We start from the raw sequence: 21544 nt of genomic DNA, 5'->3' as shown, positions 1-21544 counted from the left end.
GGGCGGCCGGGGTGCCCGACCCTGTCCGCGGGCCGCGACCCGCCGTCGAACCGGCGGACTGAGGGCGTGTCGCGACCAGCGAACAGAGGGGAGGACGGGGGAGGACCGGGGGAATCGCGGGGGAAGCAGGGGAAGCGGGAGAAGCGCGGGGGAAGGACGGGCGAAGGCCGGGAAAGGGCGGGCCGGGAAGGGCGGGTGACCGGGCGGCTGCGGGTGGGTCGGCGCGCGGTGCGACAGCGGGGCGGGGCTGCGTCAGCTGCGGAACACCGTGTGCACGTCGCCGACGCGGTCGCGGCCGCGCAGCGCCTCGATCTCGAACAGCACCGAGATCCCCGCGACGACATAGCCCAGCTGCTCGACGATCCGCCGGCCTGCGGCCAGGGTGCCGCCGGTCGCGAGCACGTCGTCGATGAGCAGGATCCGGGATCCGGCCGGCAGGTCGTCGTGCATCTCGACGGTCGCGGTGCCGTACTCGAGCGTGTAGTCGACGGCGGCGGCCGGGATCGGGAGCTTGCCCGCCTTGCGGATCGGCACGAAGCCGGATCCCGCCGCGATCGCCGCCGCCCCGGCGAGGATGAACCCGCGCGCCTCGATCCCGGCGACGACGTCGAAGGATCCGAGGAACGGTGCGACGAGCGCCTCGGTCGTCGCGTGCAGAGCTTCGCGGTCGGCCAGCAGCGGCGTGATGTCGCGGAACAGCACGCCCGGCTGCGGGTGGTCCGGGATCGAGCGGATCAGCGATTCGGCACGGACGAGCGCGGGCGAGGAGGTCACCGCACCAGGGTACGCGGGATGGGCTCGATCGTTCGACGCGCCGAACTCAGTCGGAACAGGGCGTGGGTCGGCGAGATCGACCGCTGCGCGGCGTATCGACTGAGTTCGGCGCGCGCCGGCCGGCCCAGTCGACCGTTGACGTCGTGGGAGCGCTCCCATACGCTGGTGGACAGCGCCGTGGGAGCGCTCTCACGGCCCGATCGGGCGTCCGGCAAAGGAGCGCGCGTGAACTCATCCATCCGTCGATTCCCCGACGGCTTCCTGTTCGGGGCCGCCACCGCCGCCTACCAGATCGAGGGTGCGGCCTTCGAGGACGGACGCACCGCGTCGATCTGGGACGCCTTCGCCCGCGTCCCGGGTGCGGTGCAGAACGGCGAGACCGGCGACGTCGCGTGCGACCACTACCACCGCTATCGCGACGACGTGCGGCTCATGGGCGAGCTCGGGCTGCAGACGTATCGCTTCTCGACCTCCTGGGCGCGCGTGCGGCCCGACGGCGGCCCAGCGAACCCCGCCGGCCTGGCGTTCTACGACCGGCTCGTCGACGAGCTGCTCGCGGGCGGCATCGTCCCGTGGCTCACGCTCTATCACTGGGACCTGCCGCACGCGCTCGAGGAGACAGGCGGCTGGACGTCACGCGACACCGTCGACCGCTTCGTCGAGTACGCCCTCAGCGTGCACGACGCCCTCGGCGACCGGGTCACCCACTGGACCACCCTGAACGAGCCGTGGTGCTCGTCCTTCCTCTCCTACACGGCGGGCGTGCACGCGCCGGGCCGGACGAGCGTCGAGGACGGGATCCTCGCCGCCCACCACCTGCTCCTCGGGCACGGCCGCGCGATCCGGGCGCTGCGCGAGCGCGACCCGGGGCTCGACCTCGGGATCACCCTGAACCTCACGGTCGCGGATCCCGCCGACGCGCGCGACCCCGACGACGCCGACGCCGCGCGCCGCATCGACGGGCAGTTCAACCGCTGGTTCCTGGATCCGCTGTTCCGCGGAGAGTATCCGGCCGACGTCGTCGACGACATCCGGGCGGTGGATCCACTCGCCGTGCGCCGCTGGGCGGACGCGGTCCAGGACGGCGACCTCGAGACGATCGCGACGCCCCTGGACTGCCTGGGCATCAACTACTACCACGGCGAGCTCCTCTCGGGGACGCCGCAGCCCGGCGCCGAGGGCACCCCGCACGACGGCGGCGCCGACGGCGGGAACGCCCGGCTCACGCGGTCGCCGTTCCCCGCGGCGGACGACGTGCACTGGGTCGAGCGCGGGCTGCCTCGCACCGGGATGGACTGGGAGGTGCAGCCCGAGGGGCTCACCCGCGTGCTGCGCCGGATCGGCACCGAGTACGCGCCCGGGATCCCGCTCTACGTCACCGAGAACGGCGCCGCATACGACGACGTGGCGGAGGCCGGCGGGGTCGTGCACGACGCCGAGCGGGCGATGTTCCTGCGCGAGCACATCGCCGCGACGCACGACGCGATCGAGGAGGGCGTGGACGTGCGCGGCTACTTCGCCTGGTCGCTGCTGGACAACTACGAGTGGTCCTTCGGGTACGGCAAGCGGTTCGGGATCGTGCGGGTCGACTACGACACGCAGCGGCGGATCGTGAAGGACTCCGGGCGCGAGTACGCCCGGATCATCGCGGCGCGAGCGGTCTGACGGCGTGAGCGGCGGAGCGGATCCGAAGCGTGCGGGCCGGTCGACGATCGAGGAGGTCGCGGCGGCGGCCGGCGTCTCCCGGTCGACCGTGTCCCGGGTGGTGAATGGATCCACCGCGGTGAGCCCGCACGCGCTCGCCGCCGTGCACGCCGCGATCGAGCGGCTCGGGTACGTGCCGAACCGAGCGGCCCGGACACTCGCCAGCCGGCAGACGCACGCGATCGCGCTCGTCGTCCCCGAGGATACGACGCGGTTCTTCGGGGATCCGTTCTTCGCCGCGGTCGTCGCGGGGATCAGCGACCGGATCGCCCGGTCCGACTACATCCTGAACCTGCTCGTCGCGAGCGACGACGCCGGCGGACGGATGACGGGCTTCGTGCGCAACGGCGGCGTGGACGGCGCGATCATCCTCTCGCACCACATGAGCGACGTGTTCGTCGACCGCATCGTCGAGGCGGTGCCGGCCGTGTTCGGCGGCCGTCCCACGGCCGAGCGCGCGGCGGACTTCATCGTCGACGTCGACAACGTCGCCGGCGCCCGGGCGGCGACCGAGCACTTGCTCGGCTCGGGGCGCACGCGCCTCGCGACGATCACCGGGCCGCTGTCGATGGCCGGCGCGGTGGACCGGCTGCAGGGCTTCCGCGAGGCGCTCGCCGACGCAGGGCTGGAACCCTTCGCCGAGCGCGACGGCGATTACACCGAGGAGGGAGGGGCGGCGGCGGCGCGTGCGTTCCTGGCAGTCGCCGCCGGGCCCGGCGGATCCCTCCCCGACGCGATCTTCGCAGCGAGCGATCTCATGGCGCGGGGGGCTCTGCAGGTGCTGCGCAGCGCCGGGATCCGGATCCCCGAAGACGTCGCGATCGTCGGCTACGACGATTCCCCGGTCGCGGTCTCGACGGATCCGCCGCTCACGACGATCCGCCAGCCCATGCACGCCCAGGGTGAGGCGATGGCGTCGGTGCTCATCGACCTGCTCGCGGGAGCGGCCCCGCCGCACCGCACGATCCTCGACATCGAGCTGGTGGTGCGCGGGTCGGCGTGAGTCGTTTCGCGCCCCAGGGACCGGCCCGGAGTCGGTCGCCGAGGCTGGCGAAGGGAATGCCCCGTCGGGTGCGGATGGATTTCGCCGCTCCCCGCGCATCGGCAGAAGCGATTTCCATCTTCGACGACGGGTGCGCATCCGACAGAGATGGAAATCGGTCCCCCGGGCGGGCCACGGGAGGCGAAAACCATCTCCGACGACGCACGCGGATCCGGCGGAGATGGATTTCGCCGCGTTCCGGGCATCGGTGGAGGCGCTTTCCATCTCCGACGACGCACGCGGATCCGGTGGGGATGGATTTCGCGCCCACGAGGAGGGCCGTAGAAGCGCTTTCCATCCCCGAGCGCCGGAGCCACCGCGGCGGAGATGGATTTCGCTCCCGCCGGCGAGCTGCGGGAGGCGAAATCCATCTCCGAACCGCGCCCGGGTCGGTCGGGACGGAGATAGCCGATCGGCTGATGCGGATCCGGATCCGGCGTCCGTAGGCTGTGGCCATGGAACCCCGGCCCCTGGTGCACGACGCGGCGGAGGGCGTGCCCGACGGCGCGCGCGGGATCCTCGCCCCCGTCCGGTTCGGGCGCGCGCTGCAGCTCGTGCTGATCGCGCTGATCGTCGTCAGCGCGATCCGCTACCTCCTCCGGCACGGCGAGGGCGAGAACGCCGTGTCCGTGATCGCCGGCGCCGTCGTGCTCGCGATCGCGGCGCTGCTGCAGGGCCTGGTCCCGCGCCGCGGCGCCTGGCCCGGCGCGTGGACCCTCGTCGTCTGCGCGCTCTGGGCCGTGCTCACCCTCATCGCCCCCTCGTTCGCCTGGTGCGCCGTGCCGCTCGCGTTCGCCGTGCTGCAGATCCTGCCGTTCGGGCCCGCGATCGCCGTCGTCGGCGCGATGACGGCGGTCGTGATCGCCGCCGAGCTGCGGCTCGCCGCGCTGTTCGACCCGACCCTCGTCGCCGGGCCCATCGGGATCGCGTTCGCGACGATCGTCGCCTACCGCGCGCTCGACCGGGAGGCCACGGTCCGCCAGCAGCTGCTCGACGAGCTGACCGCGACCCAGGCCGACCTGTCCGCCGCGCAGCACCGCGCCGGAGCGCTCGCCGAGCGGGCCCGGCTGTCGCGCGAGATCCACGACTCGGTGGGGCAGTACCTGTCCAGCATCAACCTGCTGCTGCAGGCCGCCGAGCAGGGCTGGGAGCGCCGCCCCGACGCCGCCCGCGAGCAGGTCCGCTCCGCCGCCGGCACCGCCCGGGCCGCCCTCGACGAGGTGCGCCGGGTCGTCCGCGACCTCGCGCCCGGTGAGCTCGAAGGTGCCGCCGGATCCCTCCCGGCCGCCCTCGCGCGCGTGGTCGCAGAGGCGTCGGGGCACGGCGTCGACGTGCAGTTCCGCAGCCACGGCACGGCGACCGAGATCCCGCTGCCGGTCGCATCGGCGATCATCCGCACGGTGCGCGGGGCGCTCGCGAACGTGACCGAGCACGCCAGGGCGACGCGCGCCGTCGTCAGTCTCACCGCCCAGCCCGACGAGCTGCGCCTCGACATCCGCGACGACGGCGTCGGCTTCGACGCCCGGCCGTCGGCGATCGCCGCCCGGGCCGCGCAGCGCCGCGGTGCCGGCCGGGGCCGCGGGATCCCCGGGATGGCGGAGCGGATCGCGCAGCTCGGCGGATCGTTGCAGGTCGAGAGCGCTCCGGGCGAGGGCACCACTCTCTCGATCGTGTTCCCTATGACGGCGGACGCCGCCGCCCCCGCCTCGAGGGAGGACCGATGACCCTGCGGATCGTGCTCGTGGACGATCACCCCGTCGTGCGGGCGGGCGTGCGCGCTCTGCTCGAGTCGGCCGACGACCTCGTCGTCGTGGGCGAGGCGGCCAACGCCGACGACGCGCTCACCGTGGCCGCGGCCGAGCGCCCGGACGTCGTGCTGATGGACCTCAGCCTGGGCGCCGGGGAGGGCGGGATCGCGGCGACCGGACGGATCCGCGCCCTCGAGGATCCGCCCGCCGTGCTCGTACTGACGACCTACGACAGCGAGTCCGACATCCTCCGCGCGCTCGACGCCGGCGCCGCCGGGTACCTGCTGAAGGACACCCCGCCCGACCAGCTGTTCGCCGGGATCCATGCGGTCGCGCAGGGCGAGCCGGCCCTCGCGCCGTCGGTCGCGGCGGTGCTCATGCGCCGTGCCGCCTCGCCCGAGCCGCGGATGACCGAGCGCGAGGTCGAGGTGCTCGAGCTGCTCGCCGACGGCCTCGGCAACCGCGAGCTCGCGAAGACGCTGTTCGTGTCGGAGGCGACGGTGAAGTCGCACCTCTCGCACATCTACGCCAAGCTCGGCGTCGACACCCGTGCTGGCGCGGTCGCCGCCGCGATCGAGCAGCGCATCATCCGGCGCTGAGAGGACCGGGCCCCGGCCCGGGTCTCCCTCCGGCGCGGGTCTCACTCCCGTTCGGGGTTTCCCGCCCGGGTTTGGGGCGTGCCTGCCGGAATCGGCAGGTGAAGCGCGCCCCGAATGTGCAGGATCCGCCCCAAACGTGAACGGGGGTGACCTCGGGCGCGCGGACGGGGCGGGGCGCGCCTACGGCGTGCTGCCCCGCTCGATCAGGGTCGACGGGAACCGCAGCGCCTGCGCGAGGCGGTGCGGGTCGGCGAGGCGCTCCATCAGCATCGCCGCGCCCGCGGTCGCCATCTCGTGGCTCGACTGTCGCACGGTGGTCAGGTCGTACGACGCCCACGAGGCCATGTCGACGTCGTCGTAGCCGATCACCCAGCACTCCTCCGGACCGATCCCGAGGTCGCGGAGGGCGTCGAGCGCGCCGAACGCCATGTAGTCGTTCAGGCAGAAGATCGCCCGGGGGCGCTCGGCGCGGCTCATCAGCCGCCGCGTGATCTCCGCGGCGAGATCGTGCGAGAACTTCCCGTCAAAGCGCAGATGCTCGGGCACGGGGTGCCCGAGCTCGGCCATCCGGGCGAAGAACGCCTCGGTGCGCTGCCGTGACGTGGTGGCCGCGTGGGAACCGGCGATGATCGCGACATCGGTGCGCCCGCGGCCGACGAGGAAGTCGGCCACCAGGGTCCCGCCGGCGGTGTTCTCCCCGGTGACGCGGTCGCAGTCGAGGCCGTCGACCTCGCGGTTGATGAGCAGCAGCGGCAGTCCGCGCCCGACGGCGGCCTGCAGCTCGGGGGAGTCGGCGGTCGCGGTCGTGAAGACGACCCCGTCGACCGCGGACTCCTGGATCGCCGCGAGCGCGTCGACGTGGCTGCTGCTGCCGGCGTTCCAGACGACGACGCGGTAGTGGTGCTCGTTGAGGATGCGGGTGAGCTCGTCGAGCAGCTGCGAGTAGAACGGGTTGCGCAGGTCATCGACGACGACGCCGATCACGTTCGTGCGGCGCGTCTTCATGGCCTGGGCGCCCGCGTGCGGCACGTAGCCGAGCTCGCTCATCGCCGCGAGCACCCGGGCCCTGGTCGCCGGCGCGATGCTCGTCGCGGAGGAGAGCACCCGCGAGACCGTGGCCTGGGAGACGCCGGCGTGCTGCGCCACATCGCGACTGGTGACCACGGAACCCCCTGACATTCGATGACGCCGCCGCGCTGCGACCTCATGGTCCGGATCATACCGAGGCGGCGTACGAGGATCCCGGCGATCGCGTGACCGTCAGGATTCGATGAATCAAACCGTATACGTATTCAGCTCAGGATTTCAATGTTGCTCATTACAGATGAATACGTATACAGTCTCGATATCCCGCACATCGACGCTGATGGAGACCCCATGTCAACCGCCTCGCCCATAGCCGCCGCTCCGCAGGTGCTCAAGGCCCCGTCCGGAGACAGCGCCCAGCGCGGCAGCACCGCCGCGGTGCGCGCCACGGTCGAGGGGGTCATCGCCGACATCCGCGAACGCGGCGACGCCGCGGTCCGCGAGTACTCCGCGACCTTCGACGGATACGCACCGGAGTCCTTCCTGCTGAGCCCCGAGCAGATCGCCGAGATCGTGGCCCGCGTCCCCGAGCAGGTGCTCGTCGACATCCGCTTCGTGCAGGAGCAGGTGCGGGTCATGGCGCAGCGCCAGCTCGAATCGCTGACCGAGTTCGAGATCGAGACGCTCCCCGGGGTCCTGCTCGGTCAGAGGAACGTGCCGATCCAGGCCGCAGGCGCCTACGTCCCCGGGGGCAAGTACCCGCTGCTCGCGAGTGCGCACATGACGATCGTGACCGCCAAGGTCGCCGGCGTCGAGCGCGTCGCGGCCTGCACACCGCTCATCAAGGGCGAGGTGCCCGACGCCACGGTCGCGGCCATGCACCTCGCGGGCGCCGACGAGATCTACCTGCTCGGCGGCATCCAGGCGATCGCCGCCCTCGCGGTCGGCACCGAGACCATCGCACCGGTGCACATGATCGCCGGTCCCGGCAACGCCTTCGTCGCCGAGGCCAAGCGGCAGCTGTTCGGCGAGGTCGGCATCGACCTCTTCGCCGGCCCGACCGAGGTGCTCATCGTCGCGGACGAGCACGCGGATCCGTTCATCGTCGCCGTCGACCTGCTCTCCCAGGCCGAGCACGGCCCCGACTCCCCCGCGGTGCTCATCACCACGAGCGAGGAGCTCGGCCGCCAGGTCATCGCACATGTCGACACGCTGCTCATCGACATGCCCACCAAGGACTTCGCCGAGCCGGCCTGGCGAGACTGGGGGGCCGTGCTCGTCGTCGACACCCTCGACGAGGCTTACGCCCTGGCCGACGAGTACGCCTACGAGCACGTGCAGATCCTCACCGCCGAGCCGCGCGAGGCGCTCGAGAAGATGCGCAACTACGGTGCGCTCTTCCTCGGCGAGGGCACCTGCGTCTCCTACGGCGACAAGGTCATCGGCACCAACCACGTGCTGCCCACCCGGGGAGCCGCGCGATACACCGGCGGCCTCTGGGTCGGCAAGTACCTGCGCACCGTCACGTACCAGGAGGTCGTGGACACCGACTCCAGCGCGATGCTGGGCGAGCTGTGCGGCCGCGCCGCGCGCGTCGAGCGCTTCGAGGGCCACGGCCGCTCGGGCGACGTGCGCGCCGCGAAGTACCGCCGCACCGGCCTGCCCTGGTCCGCGCAGAGCTACGCGGTCTGAGGAGGATCCGTTGGGCTACTACATCGGACGGCGATTGCTGGAGGCGATCCCGACCCTGTTCCTGATCGTCACGATCGTGTTCTTCCTCGTGTTCATCGTGGGCGACCCGATCGCCCTGATGCTCGGCGAGAACGCTCTCCCGGAACAGGTCGCCAGGATCCGCGACTCGATGGGTCTGAACGACCCGCTGATCATCCAGTACCTGCGCTACCTCGGCTCGGTGCTGACCGGCCACTTCGGCGAGTCGTACCAGTACCACGAGCCGGCGATCGGGATCGTCCTGGAGCGGCTCCCGCTGACCCTCACGCTCGCGATCGGCGCGATCGTGCTCGCGATCGTCATCGCCATCCCCCTCGGGGTGTGGGCGGCGGTGCACCGCGGCGGCACGATCGACAACCTCGTGTCGTCGGTCTCGGTCATCGCCAAGGCCATGCCCAGCTTCTGGCTCGGCATCATGCTGATCCTGCTGTTCTCGGTGACTCTGGGCTGGTTCCCGGTCTCGGGCAGCGGATCCTGGGCACACATCGTCCTCCCGGTGATCACGCTGGGCACGGGCACGGCGGCCGAGATCACCCGGCTGGTGCGCTCGAGCATGGTCGAGATCCTCGGCCAGGACTACATCCGCACCGCGTACGGCAAGGGCCTGAAGGACTCGGCGGTGCTGTTCCGGCACGGGCTGAGCAACGCCTTCATCCCCGTCACCTCGATCACGGTGCTGCAGTTCTCGCACCTGCTCAGCGGTGCGCTCATCACCGAGGCGGTGTTCGCCTGGCCGGGCCTCGGCCAGCTCCTGGTGAAGGCCGTCACCCAGCGCGACATGCCGCTGATCCAGGCCGCGGTGTTCATCGTGGCGCTGATGGTGATCGCGCTGAGCATCCTCTCCGACATCTCGTTCAAGCTCGTGGACAGGCGGATCAAACTTGACTGAGTTCATCGTGCTCCCGCAGGAGCGCACCCCCGCGCGAGCCGCCCGGCTCTTCCGCAACATCCCCGCCCCGGCGGTGCTCGGGCTGATCCTCGTGATCGTCCCCGTGCTCGTCGCGATCCTCGCCTCGTGGATCATGCCGCACAACCCCGCGGACATCGACCCGTCGAAGGCGCTCATCCCGCCGGCGACCGACTGGGCCTACCCGCTCGGCACCGACAACCTCGGCCGCGACATGCTCAGCCGGCTCATCGAGGGATCCCGGATCTCCCTGCTCGTCGGCATCCTCGGCGTCGTGCTGGCCGGATCCATCGGCCTCGTCGCGGGCCTCGCCGCCGGCTACTACGGCCGGTTCGTGGACGCGGCGATCATGCGCCTCGTCGACGCCCTGCTCGCGATCCCCGGCATCCTGCTGATCCTCGTGATCCTCGGCGTCGTCAAGCCCGGCCTCACCACGCTGGTGGTCGTGCTCGGCGTCACCAACTGGGTGATCTACGCCCGGCAGATCCGGGCCGAGGTTCTCGAGCTGCGCGAGCGGCTCTTCGTCGAGGCGGCCAAGAACGTCGGCGTCTCGGACCTCAGGATCATCGCCCGGCACATCGCGCCGAACGTCATGCCGACGTTCATCGTGCTGTCCACGCTGAGCGTCGCGACGATCATCATCACCGAGTCGTCGCTGAGCTTCCTCGGTCTCGGCGTGCAGCCGCCGGACATCTCCTGGGGTCTCATGCTCACCACGGGTCGCGACTACGTCACCAGCGCCTGGTGGCTGAGCACCTTCCCGGGGCTCGCGATCACCGGGACGGTGCTCGGAATCCTCCTCCTCGGCGACTGGCTGAGGGACATGCTCGACCCGCGATTGGCGGTGTGACCCATGGCACGGACCGAAGCGATGCTGAGCCTTCAGGACCTCAGCGTGAAGGCGACCAAGCGCGACCTGACCCTCGTCGACGGCGTCTCGCTCTCCATCGGCGCCGGTGAGCGGATGGCCCTGGTCGGCGAGTCGGGATCGGGAAAGAGCCTGACCTGCATGTCGATCATCAACCTGCTCGCCCGGGGGCTCGCCGTTTCCGGCGGGTCCATCCGGTGGAACGGCGAGGACATCGCGCACGCGTCCCCGGCTCGGATGCGGCAGCTGCGCGGCCGCGAGATCTCGATGATCTACCAGGAGCCGCTCACCGCGCTCAACCCGATCCTGTCGATCGGTACGCAGCTCGGCGAGGCCGCCCGGCACGTGCGCGCCACCCGCGCCGATGTGCTGTCGATGCTCGACCGGGTCGGCTTCCATCAGCCCGAGCGCGTGCTGCGGCAGCGCCCGCACGAGCTCTCCGGCGGAATGCGCCAGCGCGCGATGATCGCGATGGCGCTGCTCGGCAAGCCGCGCCTGCTGCTCGCCGACGAGCCCACCACGGCGCTCGACGTGACCGTGCAGGACCAGGTGCTCAAGCTCATCTACGACATCAGCGTCGAGACCGGCACGGCCCTGCTGCTCGTCAGCCACGACCTCAACGTCGTGCGGCGGATCGCCGACCGGGTCGCGGTGATGTACACCGGGCGGATCGTCGAGAGCGGCGAGACCGAGCGCGTGCTCACCGCGCCGCGGCACCCGTACACCGACGCGCTGCTGCAGTCGGCCCCGTCGATCGAGGCGAAGAGCAGCCGGCTCACCGCGATCCCGGGCCGCGTGCCCACGCCGAGCGAGTGGACGAGCGGCTGCCGGTTCGCGCAGCGCTGCGCCTTCGCGACCGATGCGTGCTCCGTCAAGCCCGCGTTCACCGAGGTCGACGGCCAGGCGGCGGCCTGCTGGCACACCGACCGTCTGCTGGAGCTGAAGGGCGTCGCATCATGACCATGGACATCGACACCGCCGTCGAGACCGTCACCGGCACCGACGCGGTGGTCCGGGCCACCGGGCTGCACAAGACCTTCCAGGTCGCCGAGGGCTTCTTCGGGAAGAAGAAGGAGTTCCAGGCGGTGAAGAACGTCGACCTGGCCGTGCCGAAGGGATCCACCCTCGGCATCATCGGGGAATCCGGATCCGGCAAGACGACTGTCGCGAGGATGCTCGTCGGCCTGCTCTCGCCCACCTCGGGGGACATCAGCATCAACGGGCAGTCGGTCTTCGACCGCAGGGGGCGCACGACGACCGCGGGCCGCACCGCGGCGCAGATGGTGTTCCAGGATCCGTACTCCGCTCTCAATCCGCGGATGAACGTGCGTGCGATCCTCTCCGAACCGATGACGGTGGCGCCCCGTGCGGGCCGTCGGGAGATCGCCCGGCGGGTCGACGAGCTCATCGACCAGGTGGGGCTCTCCTCCGCGGCGCTGGACAAGTACCCGCACGAGTTCTCCGGCGGGCAGCGCCAGCGTCTCGTGATCGCCCGGGCGATGGCGCGCAAACCACCCGTGCTCGTCTGCGACGAGCCGGTCTCGGCGCTCGACGTGTCGATCCAGAGCCAGATCCTCAATCTGCTCAAGGAGCTCCAGGAGGAGCTGGGCCTCACGTACGTGTTCATCGGCCACGGCCTGGAGAGCGTCTACTTCATGAGCGACCGCATCAGCGTGATGTTCAAGGGCGAGGTCGTCGAGCAGGGCACGGCCGACGACATCCTGCACCGCCCGCAGCACGAGTACACGAAGCAGCTCATCGAGTCGTCCCGCGCGCAGCCGTTCAAGAGCCGCTGACGATCCGTCCCGACCACCGACCTCCGGCGACACCCCCGCCGGACACCCCAGAGCGGACCCGATCCGCTCGCGAAAGGAACACAGCATGACGAAGAAGAGAGTCGCCGCCGTTGGGGCGCTCGCCGCAGCGGCGCTGCTGCTGGCCGGGTGCGTTCCCGGCACCGGCAGCGCCCCGAAGGCCGACAGCAGCGCCGCGTCGACGAAGGACACGCTCGTGTGGGCGCAGACCGTCGACCCGCGCAACCTCGACCCGCAGAACGCCGTGCAGACCTCGGCCGACCGGGTGAACCGCAACATCTACGACCGGCTCTTCACCCGCGACGCATCGATGAAGATCGTCCCGCAGCTGGTGAAGGACTACAAGCAGGTCGACGACACCACCTGGAACTTCACCCTCCGCCAGGACGTGAAATTCCAGGACGGCTCGAAGCTCACCGCCAAGGACGCCGTCTTCACGATCCACCGTCTGAAGGACCCGTCCCTGCTCGAGGCGCGCTGGTACCAGCAGATCCTCGAGGCCACCCAGACCGGCGAGTACTCGTTCCAGCTGAAGACCGACGGCCCGATGCCTACGCTCATGGCCGTGCTGGCCAAGAGCGGCGCCGACATCGTTCCCGCCGACTTCATCGAGAAGAACGGCATCGAGGCCTTCATCAAGGCGCCGTTCGGATCCGGCCCGTACAAGTTCACCGAGTGGAAGCGCGACGACCGCGTGATCCTCGACCGCAATGACGGCTACTGGGGCGGCAAGCCGAAGTGGAAGCACGTCGAGGTCCGGACGATCCCGGAGAACTCGACCCGCGTGTCCGAGCTGCTCACCGGCGGCGTCGACATCGCCACCGACGTGCCGGTCATCGACTGGAAGCGTGTCAACGGCGACAAGACCCGGATGTCGATCGGCGAGACCAGCCGCGTCATGCTGCTCGTGCTGCGCCTGAACTCGGAGTACGCGACGAAGGACCCGCGCGTCCGTGAGGCCATCGACCTGGCGATCGACAAGAAGTCGATCGTGAAGACGCTGTTCAACGGCGAGGCCACCCCGACCCGCACCCGCGCCCCGAAGGCCGTCTTCGGCGGCGACCCGAAGATGTACGACACGTCGGTGTACGACCCGAAGAAGGCCAAGGAGCTCGTCGACAAGGTCAAGGCGGACGGCGGCGACGTGTCGCTGCACTACAGCGCGTCCCGCGGCACCTACCCGATGGACGCCGAGCTCGCCGAGATGGTCAACGCGATGCTGACCAAGGCCGGGTTCAAGGTCGACCTGGAGATCCTCGAGGGCGGCGCCTTCGGCGACATCTACAGCAAGTACACGAACAAGGCCGTCTACCAGGTCGCCTTCTCCGACGCGCTGCTGGACGCCTCGTACTCGCTGCAGGGCTTCGCCACGACCCTGGGCATGCCGCGCATGGGTTACAGCAACGCGACGGTCGACGACCTGCTGAGCAAGGCCAACCGCACGATGGACCAGAACGAGCGCAAGAAGGACTACGCGCAGGTGCAGGAGATCATCGCCGAGAAGGACCGCCCGCTGATCTCGCTGTATGCGCAGCCCTCGGCCTACGGCACCAGCAAGAGCGTGAAGTTCACCCCGCGCGCCGACGACGCGTTCGTCTTCGACGACGTCACCCCGGCGAAGTAATCACGATCGCTCGGATCCGGTCCCTCCCGAGGGGCCGGATCCGAGCGCCCCGCCCAGCCCCCGCAGCAGAAGGAACGCAGAACCACCATGAACAGTGCAACCACCGTCGTCATCGGAGGCGGCATCGCCGGCGTCACCACGGCGTTCCAGCTGGCCCGCCGGGGCGCGCGGGTCACCGTGATCGACGACGGCGGGTTCGGCCAGGCCACCGCCGCGAGCGCCGGCATCATCGCCCCGTGGGTGTCGTCTTCGGACGGCTCCTTCTACGAGGCGTACTCCGCGGGCGGCGGCTTCTACCCCGAGTTCCTCTCCCAGCTCGAAGGCCTGGGCATCCCCGAGCTCGGCTACCGGCGCTCCGGCGCACTCATGGTCGGCACCCAGACCGAGCTCGACGGCGTCGAGGAGCGGATCCGCTCGCGCGTCGCGGCGGCCGGATCCGTGGCCGGCGAGGTCGCCCGCGTCGACAGCGCCCGCGCCCGCGAGCTCTTCCCGCCGCTCGCCACGGGCCTCGGCGGCATCACCGTCTCCGGCGGCGGCCGGGTGGACGGTCGCATCCTGCGCGACGCCGCCCTCAGCGGCGCGATCGCCCTGGGAGCCGCGCACCTCGTCGACGCCGTCATCGGCATCGAAGCGTGCGAGGGATCCGGCTGGCGCGTCCGCACCACGACCACCGAGCTCGATGTCGACGCGGTCGTCGTCGCGGCCGGCGCCCGGGTGCGCGACCTCCTCGCGCCGCTCGGTACGACCGTGGGCGTCAGCCCGCAGCGCGGACAGATCGTGCATCTCGGCCTGCGCGGCGTGAACACCTCGCCGTGGCCGACCCTGCATCCGTTCGCCGACCACTACATGACCCCGTTCGACGGCGGCCGGATCGCCGTGGGCGCGACCCGCGAGACCGGCAGTGGCTTCGACGCGCGGGTGACCGCGGCCGGGCAGATGTCGGTGCTGCAGAAGGCGCTCGCGCTCGCCCCGGGTCTCGCCGGCGCCACGATCCTGGAGACCCGCGTCGGGATCCGCCCGATGGGCGATGACGGCGTGCCGCTGATCGGGCGCGTGCCGGGCGCGGACGGGCTCTGGCTCGTCGCCGGCTACGGTGCGGGCGGCCTGACGATGGGCCCGCTGTTCGGCGACGCCGTCGCCCGCGACGTGATGGGCGAGGCCGCCCCCGAGCTCGCCCACTTCGGCGTGGCGGCGGCCTGACGATGGCCACGCACACCTACCGGAGGGAGGCCGTCGAGGTGCCCGGAGGGGCGGCGACGGTCGGGGTGTGGGATCCGGTGGATCCCGCACCCGCCGGGGCGCCCGCGGTGTGCGTCATCCACGGCATCACCTCGAACCACCTCATGCTCGCCGCAGTCGTCGAGGCGCTGCCCGGGCTGCGCGTGATCGGTCCCGACCTGCGCGGCCGCGCCGGCTCCCGCGACCTCGGCGCCCCGTACGGCATGCGCGCCCAGGCCGAGACCGTGCTCGCCGCGATCCGGGAACTGCTCCCCGCGGGCGACGTCGTCCTCGTCGGGCACTCCCTCGGCGGTTACATTGCGATGACCGTCGCGGGCCTGCTCGCCGAGGCGGCGCCGGGATACCGGTTCCTCGGCCCCGTCGTCATCGACGGCGGCACGCCGCGGCCTCCGCGCGCCAGGAAGGACGACACGACCGAGGCTCTGCTCGAGGCGTTCGGGCCGGCCGCCCGGCTCGGCCGGGCGTTCGCGGACGTCGACGAGTACCTCGGCTTCTTCCGCGCGCATCCGTCGTTCGCCGCCGGGGTGGATCCGGTCGCACGGGCGAGCTTCGAATACGACCTGGTCGGCGACGCGGAGCACGGCTACCGCGCGTCGACCGTCGTCGAGGCGATGCAGGCCGACTCGGACGACGTGTACGGATCCGCCGACTACCTGACCGCCTTCGAGCGGGTCATGAGCGACCCTTCGCACCGCGACGGCGTCTGGCTGATCTCCGCGGAGAGCGACCTCGTCGCGGCGAAGCCGGGCCTGCACCCGGCAGCCCTCCTCGACGAGTACCGCACGCGCTGGCCGCACCTGCACATCGCCGAGGTCGCCGGCACGAACCATTACGACGTGATCCTCGCCGAGGCCGGCGTCCGCGCCTGCGCCGACGCGGTGCACGCCGTGATCGACGGCGCCCGCATGACCCCCGGCGGATCCTGACCCCCACTCCCGGCCCCCCGACAGAAAGGCACCCATGACCCTCTTCGACCCACGGACCACCGCCCTCGTCATGATCGACCTGCAGGAGGCGAACATGACCCACGATCACCTGCCGCACGGTTCCCGCGGCGTGCTCGACAAGTCGCTGCGCCTCATTGCCGCCGCCCGCGAGGCCGGATCCCTGCTCGTGCACGTGCGCTCGAGCTTCCTGCCGAACGAGCGCGACTCGCTGCAGCCGATCCTCATCGAGAAGCAGCGTCCGGCGAACCCGGTGCGCGAGCCGCGCTGGGACGAGCTCGTGCCCGAGGTCGCCCCGCAGCCGAACGAGCCCGTGCTCGTCAAGCGCAGCTGGAACGCCTTCCACGGCTCCGACCTCGACGTGCAGCTGCGCCGCCACGGCATCGAGACGATCGTGCTGATCGGCATGTCCACCAACTGGGGCGTCGAGGGCACCGCCCGCGCAGCCTACGAGAACTACTACAACATCGTGTTCGCGGAGGACGCGATGTCGGCCGCCACCGCCGAGGGGCACCGGCACAGCGTCGAGACGATCCTGCCGCTGCTCGGCCGGGTCCGCTCGGTCGATGAGGTGGAGCGCGCGTTCGGGGAGAGCGCAGCCTGAAGCGCCCCCGGATGACGGCCTTCCCCGGCCGCCCGCTCCGCTTCGCGGCGCGCCCCGGGAAGGCCGCCCAGAGGCCCGGACGTGCATCGCACGTCCGGGCCTCACCGCTATCGGAGACTCGGCGTCTGAACGAGCGTTCAGTCCGCGGAAGGCGGGAGGATAGCCCGGGGGAGTGCCCGTGCAGGGTTGTGCGAGGATTGCCCCGGAAAGCCGGAAGTGCGTGTTGTCTAAACGAGCGTTTAGGGATAGTGTTGCAATCGCGAGGTGAGATAGCCGCCTCGCAGTGAGTGTTAAAAAACCTGATAAACCCTATAAAAACCGATCCCTGACGCATTCCTCGCGGTGTGCGTGACGGGCGCGGAGGGCCGAAGAGATCTCGACGAAGCGATCCAACGATCAGAAGTGCCGCATCGACGTCGATCCCACACCGCAAGTCCCCTGCTCACCCGGCAGGATCCTCACCCCTGTGCGCGACCGAAGGAGTTCATCGCATGCTGTTCACGAACCGGGACCACTCTGCCGTGGCCTCCCCGAAGGTACGATCCCTCGCCCTCGCCGCCTCCGGCGTGGTCCTCGCGGTGGTGCTGAGCGCCTGCTCCGCGGGCTCGCCCGCCGCGGCGCCCGCGACGAGCGCGAAGGCCGCGTCCGGCAACTCCTCGCCGGCCGACCCGGCGAAGGCGGGCAAGGCCGCGAAGCTCGTGCCCAAGGAGTTCAAGGACAAGGGCACGCTCGTCGTCGGGCTCGACGCGTCGACCCCTCCCGGTGAGTACATCGACAAGGACGGCACCACCGTCGTCGGCTACCAGGCCGACCTGATCAAGGCCGTCGGGCAGAAGCTCGGCATCGACATGGAGCTGGAGAACGCCGGCTTCGACACGATCATCCCGGGCCTCGCGAGCGGGCGGATCGACATCGGGCAGGCCGGCATGTACGCCAAGCCCGCACGCATGGAGAAGGCCGACTTCATCTCCTACGCCCTGATCGGGTCGACGCTGTTCACGTCCAGCTCCTCGAAGAAGTCGTACAACGGGCTCGACAGCCTGTGCGGCGCGGGCGTCGCGGTGCAGCTCGGCACCTCGCTGCAGACCATGCTGGAGGATCAGTCCAAGAAGTGCACCGCCGCGGGCAAGGCCGCGGTCAACGTGCTCACGTTCAACAACGGCAACGAAGAGGTCCTCGCCGTCGGCAGCGGCCGGGCGGATGCCGGCTTCGACAGCCAGGAGACGATCAACTACCTGATCAAGCAGAGCAACGGCCAGTACAAGGTCACCGGATCCCCGATCGCCGCGAACGTGCCGAGCAGCATCGCGGTCAAGAAGGGCACGGGTCTGGACAAGGCGATCCAGGCGGCGCTCGAGGAGATGATCGCCGACGGCTCCTACGCCAAGATCTTCGAGAAGTGGGGCGTCGCGCCGATCATGATCAAGAAGCCCGCGCTCAACGACGTCGGCAACCCCGCCAGCTGACGCGCCCGCCGCAGGAAGAGCCAGAAGGAGCTGTGATCGTGGAGCCCCAGAGCACGCAGGCGTCGCCGGTGACGACGACGATCTTCATCGACGAGAAGCCGGTGCCCGTGCCGCGTCCCGGGCGCTGGGTGGCCGTCGTGGTGCTGATCGTCCTCGTCGCCTGGGGCGTCTACACGCTCGGGTTCGAGAAGATCCAGCGCGGCACGCAGATGCAGACCCGGTTCGGGTGGGAGATCGTGGGGCAGTACTTCCTCACGCCCAACATCCTGAACGGCCTGCTCGTCACGCTCGAGCTGACCGCGGCGGCCATGGTGATCGGGATCGTCGGCGGGATCGTCCTCGCCGTGATGCGCCTGTCGACGAACCCGATCCTGTCCTCCGCGAGCGCGCTGTACATCTGGCTCTTCCGCGGCACCCCGGTGCTCGTGCAGCTGCTGCTCTGGTACAACCTCAGCTACATGTTCCCGCAGATCAACCTGGGGATCCCGTTCGGCCCGACCTTCGTCTCGCTGAACGCCAACACGATGATCACCCCGTTCCTCGCGGCCCTGCTCGGCCTGGGTCTGCACGAGGCCGCGTACATGTGCGAGATCGTCCGGGCCGGGATCCTGTCCGTCGACGAGGGGCAGGAGGAGGCCGCGCAGTCGCTCGGCATGTCCCGCCGCAAGACGATGCTGCGGATCATCCTGCCGCAGGCCATGAAGGTGATCATCCCGCCGACGGGCAGCCAGACGATCGGCATGCTGAAGATGTCCTCGCTCGCGAGCGTCATCACGGTCGTCGAGCTGCTGCGCTCGGTCCAGCTCATCTACGCGTCGACGTACGACACGATCCCGCTGCTCATCGTCGCGAGCCTCTGGTACCTCGTCGTGACGTCGATCCTCACTGTCGGGCAGTACTACGTCGAACGGCACTACTCGCGCGGATCCTCGCGCAACCAGCCGCTCACGCCGGTGCAGCGCCTGCGCCGCATGTTCGGGGACTTCCACCCCGGCGTGCGCGAGATCCGGTCGAACCCCCAGGGAGGGCAGTCATGATCTTCCGCTCACGCACCGACCGCGCCGCGGAACGGTACGACGGCCCGATGGTCAAGGCCACGGGCGTGTTCAAGAGGTTCGGATCGGTCGAGATCCTCCGCGGGGTCGATTTCGAGGTGAAGCGCGGCGAGGTCTCGGTCATCATCGGCCCGTCCGGATCCGGCAAGACCACGTTCCTGCGCTGCATCAACCACCTCGAGAAGATCAACGCCGGGCGCATCTACGTCGACGGCGAGAACGTCGGCTACCGCGAGGTCAACGGTCGGCTGCACGAACTGCGCGACGCCGAGGTCTGCCGCAACCGCGAGCAGATCGGCATGGTGTTCCAGAACTTCAACCTGTTCCCGCACAAGAACGTGCTGGACAACATCATCGAGGCGCCCCGGCAGGTGCGCCGGATGACGGCGACCGCCGCGAAGGAGCGGGCCTACGACCTGCTCGACAAGGTCGGGCTCAGCGACAAGGCGACCGCCTACCCGGCGCAGCTGAGCGGCGGGCAGAAGCAGCGCATCGCGATCGCGCGGGCGCTCGCGATGGATCCGAAGCTCATGCTCTTCGACGAGCCCACGTCGGCGCTCGACCCCGAACTCGTCGGCGAAGTTCTCACCGTCATGAAGCAGCTCGCGCGGGACGGCATGACCATGGTCGTCGTCACGCACGAGATGGGCTTCGCGCAGGACGTCGCCGACACGGTGACGTTCATGAGCAACGGCAAGGTGGTGGAGCGGGGGACGCCGGACGAGGTCCTGTCGAACCCGCAGGAGGAGCGCACCAGGTCGTTCCTGGCGCGCGCGATGAGCGAGAGAAGGGCATGAGCGTGAAACTCGGTGCGGCCGTCGCGAAGGCGCTGGCGGACCACGGCGTCGACACGATGTTCGGCGTGATGGGGGAGGGGAACCTCCTGATCATCGACCACTTCGTGCACGAGCTCGGGCTGACCTACGTCACCGCCGCGAACGAGTTCGGCGCGGTCACGATGGCGAACGGCTATGCCCAGGCGGGCGGCCGGGTCGGCGTCGCGACCGTGACCCAGGGGCCGGGTCTGACGAACACGATCACCGCGCTCCGCGACTGCGTGAGCGCCGGATCCCCCGTCGTGCTGATCGCCGGCGCCACGCACGACCGCGAGAACAAGCAGTTCATCGAGCAGGCCGAGTACGTCGCCCCGACCGGCGCGGTGTTCATCAACGTCGAGTCCCGGCACTCGGTGCTGCACGACGTCGCACGCGCGGTCACGGTGGCGCGCACCGAGCGCTGCCCGGTCGTCCTGAACATCGCCGTCGAGATCCAGGACGAGGAGGTCGCCTACCGCTCGGTCGAGCAGGGCACGGCTACTCCGACCCCGCTCGACGACGACGAGCTGGAGGCCGCGCTCGGCATGATCAGCGTGGCCCGCCGCCCGCTCGTGCTCGCCGGGTACGGCACAGTGCTCGGCGGCGCCGAGGAGGCTGTGCGAGCGCTCGCCGAGCGGCTCGGCGCGCCGCTGGCGACGACCCTCCGCGGCAAGGAGCTGTTCTCCGGGGATCCGCGCAGCATCGGCATCTGCGGGGGTCTGTCCTCGCCGGAGGGCTCCGCGGTGATCGATCGGGCCGACTGCATCATCGCGATCGGCGCGAGCCTGTCGAAGCTCACGACCGAGCGCGGGGCGCTCTTCCAGGGCAAGACCGTGATCGAGTGCGATGTCGACCCGGCCCGGCTCGGGTTCAACCTCGACGTCGACGCGGTGATCGCGGGCGATGCGGCCGCCGTGGCGCGGCAGATCGTGGAGTACCTGGATCTCGCCGAGATCGGCGCGACCCGGTTCCACGAGGAGGCGCTGCAGCTGCGCGCCGCGAACGGATCCGCCGGGTACGTCGACCGCAGCGGTGACGGGATGGTCGACATCCGCACCGCGTTGGCCGCAGTCGAGAAGGCCGTGCCGGCCGAGCGCACGCTCGTCGTGGACGTGCGGCGCTTCATGGAGGAGACGGTCCGCCGGGTGCACGCCCCCGATGCCGCCGCCTACGTGTACGGCGCGAGCTTCGGCGCGGTCGGGATCGGGATGGGCGCCGCGATCGGCGCGAGCTTCGCGCGCTCCGACCGGCCCGCGCTGCTGATCTGCGGCGACGGCGGCTTCATGATGACCGGGCTCACCGAGTTCAACACCGCCGTCCGGCACGACCGCGACCTCATCTGCGTCGTGCTGAACGACGGCTGCTACGGCGCGGAGGAGATCCAGCTGCGGGACCAGGGGCGCAACCGCGACCTGGCGATGTTCGACTGGCCGGGCTTCGAGGGCATCGCGACCGCGCTCGGCGGATCGGCCGTGACCGTCACCTCACTCGACGAGCTGGACGGCATCGCCGGCGTGATCGCCGAGCGCCGCGGCCCGCTGCTCATCGACATCCGGATCAGCCCGGACGGGATCGCCTGAATGT

At 70.5% G+C, this 21544-nt stretch carries 19 protein-coding genes; 17 read left to right on the top strand and 2 right to left on the bottom strand.

The annotated features are described in order from the left end of the window. Window positions 1-252 precede the first annotated feature (252 nt). On the bottom strand, window positions 253-774 hold the full coding sequence (locus RBR11_RS13770; protein WP_308489937.1) for an adenine phosphoribosyltransferase: 522 nt from the start codon (window positions 772-774) through the stop codon (window positions 253-255). A 225-nt stretch (window positions 775-999) separates the two neighbouring features. Between RBR11_RS13770 and RBR11_RS13765 the strand changes: the two genes are divergently transcribed. From RBR11_RS13765 to RBR11_RS13750, 4 genes are all read left to right on the top strand, one after another. Next, window positions 1000-2439, top strand: a complete 1440-nt coding sequence (locus tag RBR11_RS13765; RefSeq protein ID WP_308489936.1) for a glycoside hydrolase family 1 protein — start codon at window positions 1000-1002, stop codon at window positions 2437-2439. A 4-nt stretch (window positions 2440-2443) separates the two neighbouring features. Continuing rightward, complete coding sequence (locus RBR11_RS13760) at window positions 2444-3481, top strand: LacI family DNA-binding transcriptional regulator (protein ID WP_308489935.1); 1038 nt, start codon at window positions 2444-2446, stop codon at window positions 3479-3481. A gap of 494 nt (window positions 3482-3975) precedes the next feature. Beyond that, on the top strand, window positions 3976-5244 hold the full coding sequence (locus RBR11_RS13755; protein ID WP_308489934.1) for a sensor histidine kinase: 1269 nt from the start codon (window positions 3976-3978) through the stop codon (window positions 5242-5244). After that, window positions 5241-5867: a response regulator gene (locus RBR11_RS13750; RefSeq protein ID WP_308489933.1), complete on the top strand. Its 627-nt coding sequence runs from the start codon at window positions 5241-5243 to the stop codon at window positions 5865-5867. Before RBR11_RS13755 ends, RBR11_RS13750 begins: the two co-directional genes overlap by 4 nt. Before the next feature lie 180 nt (window positions 5868-6047). Here RBR11_RS13750 and RBR11_RS13745 read toward each other — a convergent pair whose 3' ends face one another. Then, window positions 6048-7031, bottom strand: a complete 984-nt coding sequence (locus RBR11_RS13745; protein ID WP_308489932.1) for a LacI family DNA-binding transcriptional regulator — start codon at window positions 7029-7031, stop codon at window positions 6048-6050. A 213-nt stretch (window positions 7032-7244) separates the two neighbouring features. On the opposite strand from RBR11_RS13745, the gene hisD reads away from it, so the two are divergent. The 13 genes from hisD to RBR11_RS13680 all read left to right on the top strand — a co-directional run bounded on the left by hisD (window position 7245) and on the right by RBR11_RS13680 (window position 21540). Further along, window positions 7245-8585 (top strand): histidinol dehydrogenase, encoded by a 1341-nt coding sequence (gene hisD, locus RBR11_RS13740; protein WP_308489931.1) that lies wholly within the window; start codon window positions 7245-7247, stop codon window positions 8583-8585. A 10-nt stretch (window positions 8586-8595) separates the two neighbouring features. Continuing rightward, window positions 8596-9513: an ABC transporter permease gene (locus RBR11_RS13735; protein ID WP_308489930.1), complete on the top strand. Its 918-nt coding sequence runs from the start codon at window positions 8596-8598 to the stop codon at window positions 9511-9513. Then, on the top strand, window positions 9506-10381 hold the full coding sequence (locus tag RBR11_RS13730) for an ABC transporter permease (RefSeq protein WP_308489929.1): 876 nt from the start codon (window positions 9506-9508) through the stop codon (window positions 10379-10381). The genes RBR11_RS13735 and RBR11_RS13730 overlap by 8 nt, the downstream gene beginning before the upstream one ends. A gap of 3 nt (window positions 10382-10384) precedes the next feature. After that, the gene (locus RBR11_RS13725) at window positions 10385-11359 is read left to right on the top strand and encodes an ABC transporter ATP-binding protein (RefSeq protein ID WP_308489928.1); all 975 of its coding nucleotides are present in this window, start codon (window positions 10385-10387) and stop codon (window positions 11357-11359) included. Further along, on the top strand, window positions 11356-12195 hold the full coding sequence (locus RBR11_RS13720) for an ATP-binding cassette domain-containing protein (protein WP_308489926.1): 840 nt from the start codon (window positions 11356-11358) through the stop codon (window positions 12193-12195). Before RBR11_RS13725 ends, RBR11_RS13720 begins: the two co-directional genes overlap by 4 nt. 85 nt (window positions 12196-12280) lie before the next feature. Further along, window positions 12281-13837, top strand: coding sequence for an ABC transporter substrate-binding protein (locus RBR11_RS13715; RefSeq protein ID WP_308489925.1), 1557 nt, complete (start codon window positions 12281-12283; stop codon window positions 13835-13837). 87 nt (window positions 13838-13924) lie between these two features. Further along, on the top strand, window positions 13925-15037 hold the full coding sequence (locus RBR11_RS13710) for an NAD(P)/FAD-dependent oxidoreductase (RefSeq protein WP_308489924.1): 1113 nt from the start codon (window positions 13925-13927) through the stop codon (window positions 15035-15037). A 2-nt stretch (window positions 15038-15039) separates the two neighbouring features. After that, window positions 15040-16002, top strand: a complete 963-nt coding sequence (locus RBR11_RS13705) for an alpha/beta fold hydrolase (protein ID WP_308489923.1) — start codon at window positions 15040-15042, stop codon at window positions 16000-16002. Window positions 16003-16036: 34 nt separating this feature from the next. Further along, on the top strand, window positions 16037-16624 hold the full coding sequence (locus RBR11_RS13700; protein WP_308489922.1) for an isochorismatase family protein: 588 nt from the start codon (window positions 16037-16039) through the stop codon (window positions 16622-16624). Between the two features lie 491 nt (window positions 16625-17115). Then, window positions 17116-18090, top strand: a complete 975-nt coding sequence (locus RBR11_RS13695; RefSeq protein ID WP_308489921.1) for an ABC transporter substrate-binding protein — start codon at window positions 17116-17118, stop codon at window positions 18088-18090. Window positions 18091-18122: 32 nt separating this feature from the next. Beyond that, window positions 18123-19127, top strand: coding sequence for an amino acid ABC transporter permease (locus RBR11_RS13690; protein WP_308489920.1), 1005 nt, complete (start codon window positions 18123-18125; stop codon window positions 19125-19127). Next, window positions 19124-19942: an amino acid ABC transporter ATP-binding protein gene (locus RBR11_RS13685; RefSeq protein ID WP_308489918.1), complete on the top strand. Its 819-nt coding sequence runs from the start codon at window positions 19124-19126 to the stop codon at window positions 19940-19942. The genes RBR11_RS13690 and RBR11_RS13685 overlap by 4 nt, the downstream gene beginning before the upstream one ends. Next, the gene (locus RBR11_RS13680; RefSeq protein ID WP_308489917.1) at window positions 19939-21540 is read left to right on the top strand and encodes a thiamine pyrophosphate-binding protein; all 1602 of its coding nucleotides are present in this window, start codon (window positions 19939-19941) and stop codon (window positions 21538-21540) included. Before RBR11_RS13685 ends, RBR11_RS13680 begins: the two co-directional genes overlap by 4 nt. Window positions 21541-21544 lie beyond the last annotated feature (4 nt).

The sequence above is a fragment of the Microbacterium capsulatum genome, assembly GCF_030865425.1.
In the GTDB taxonomy this organism is placed as follows: domain Bacteria; phylum Actinomycetota; class Actinomycetes; order Actinomycetales; family Microbacteriaceae; genus Microbacterium; species Microbacterium capsulatum.
This window is presented reverse-complemented; position numbering and strand designations above follow the sequence as displayed.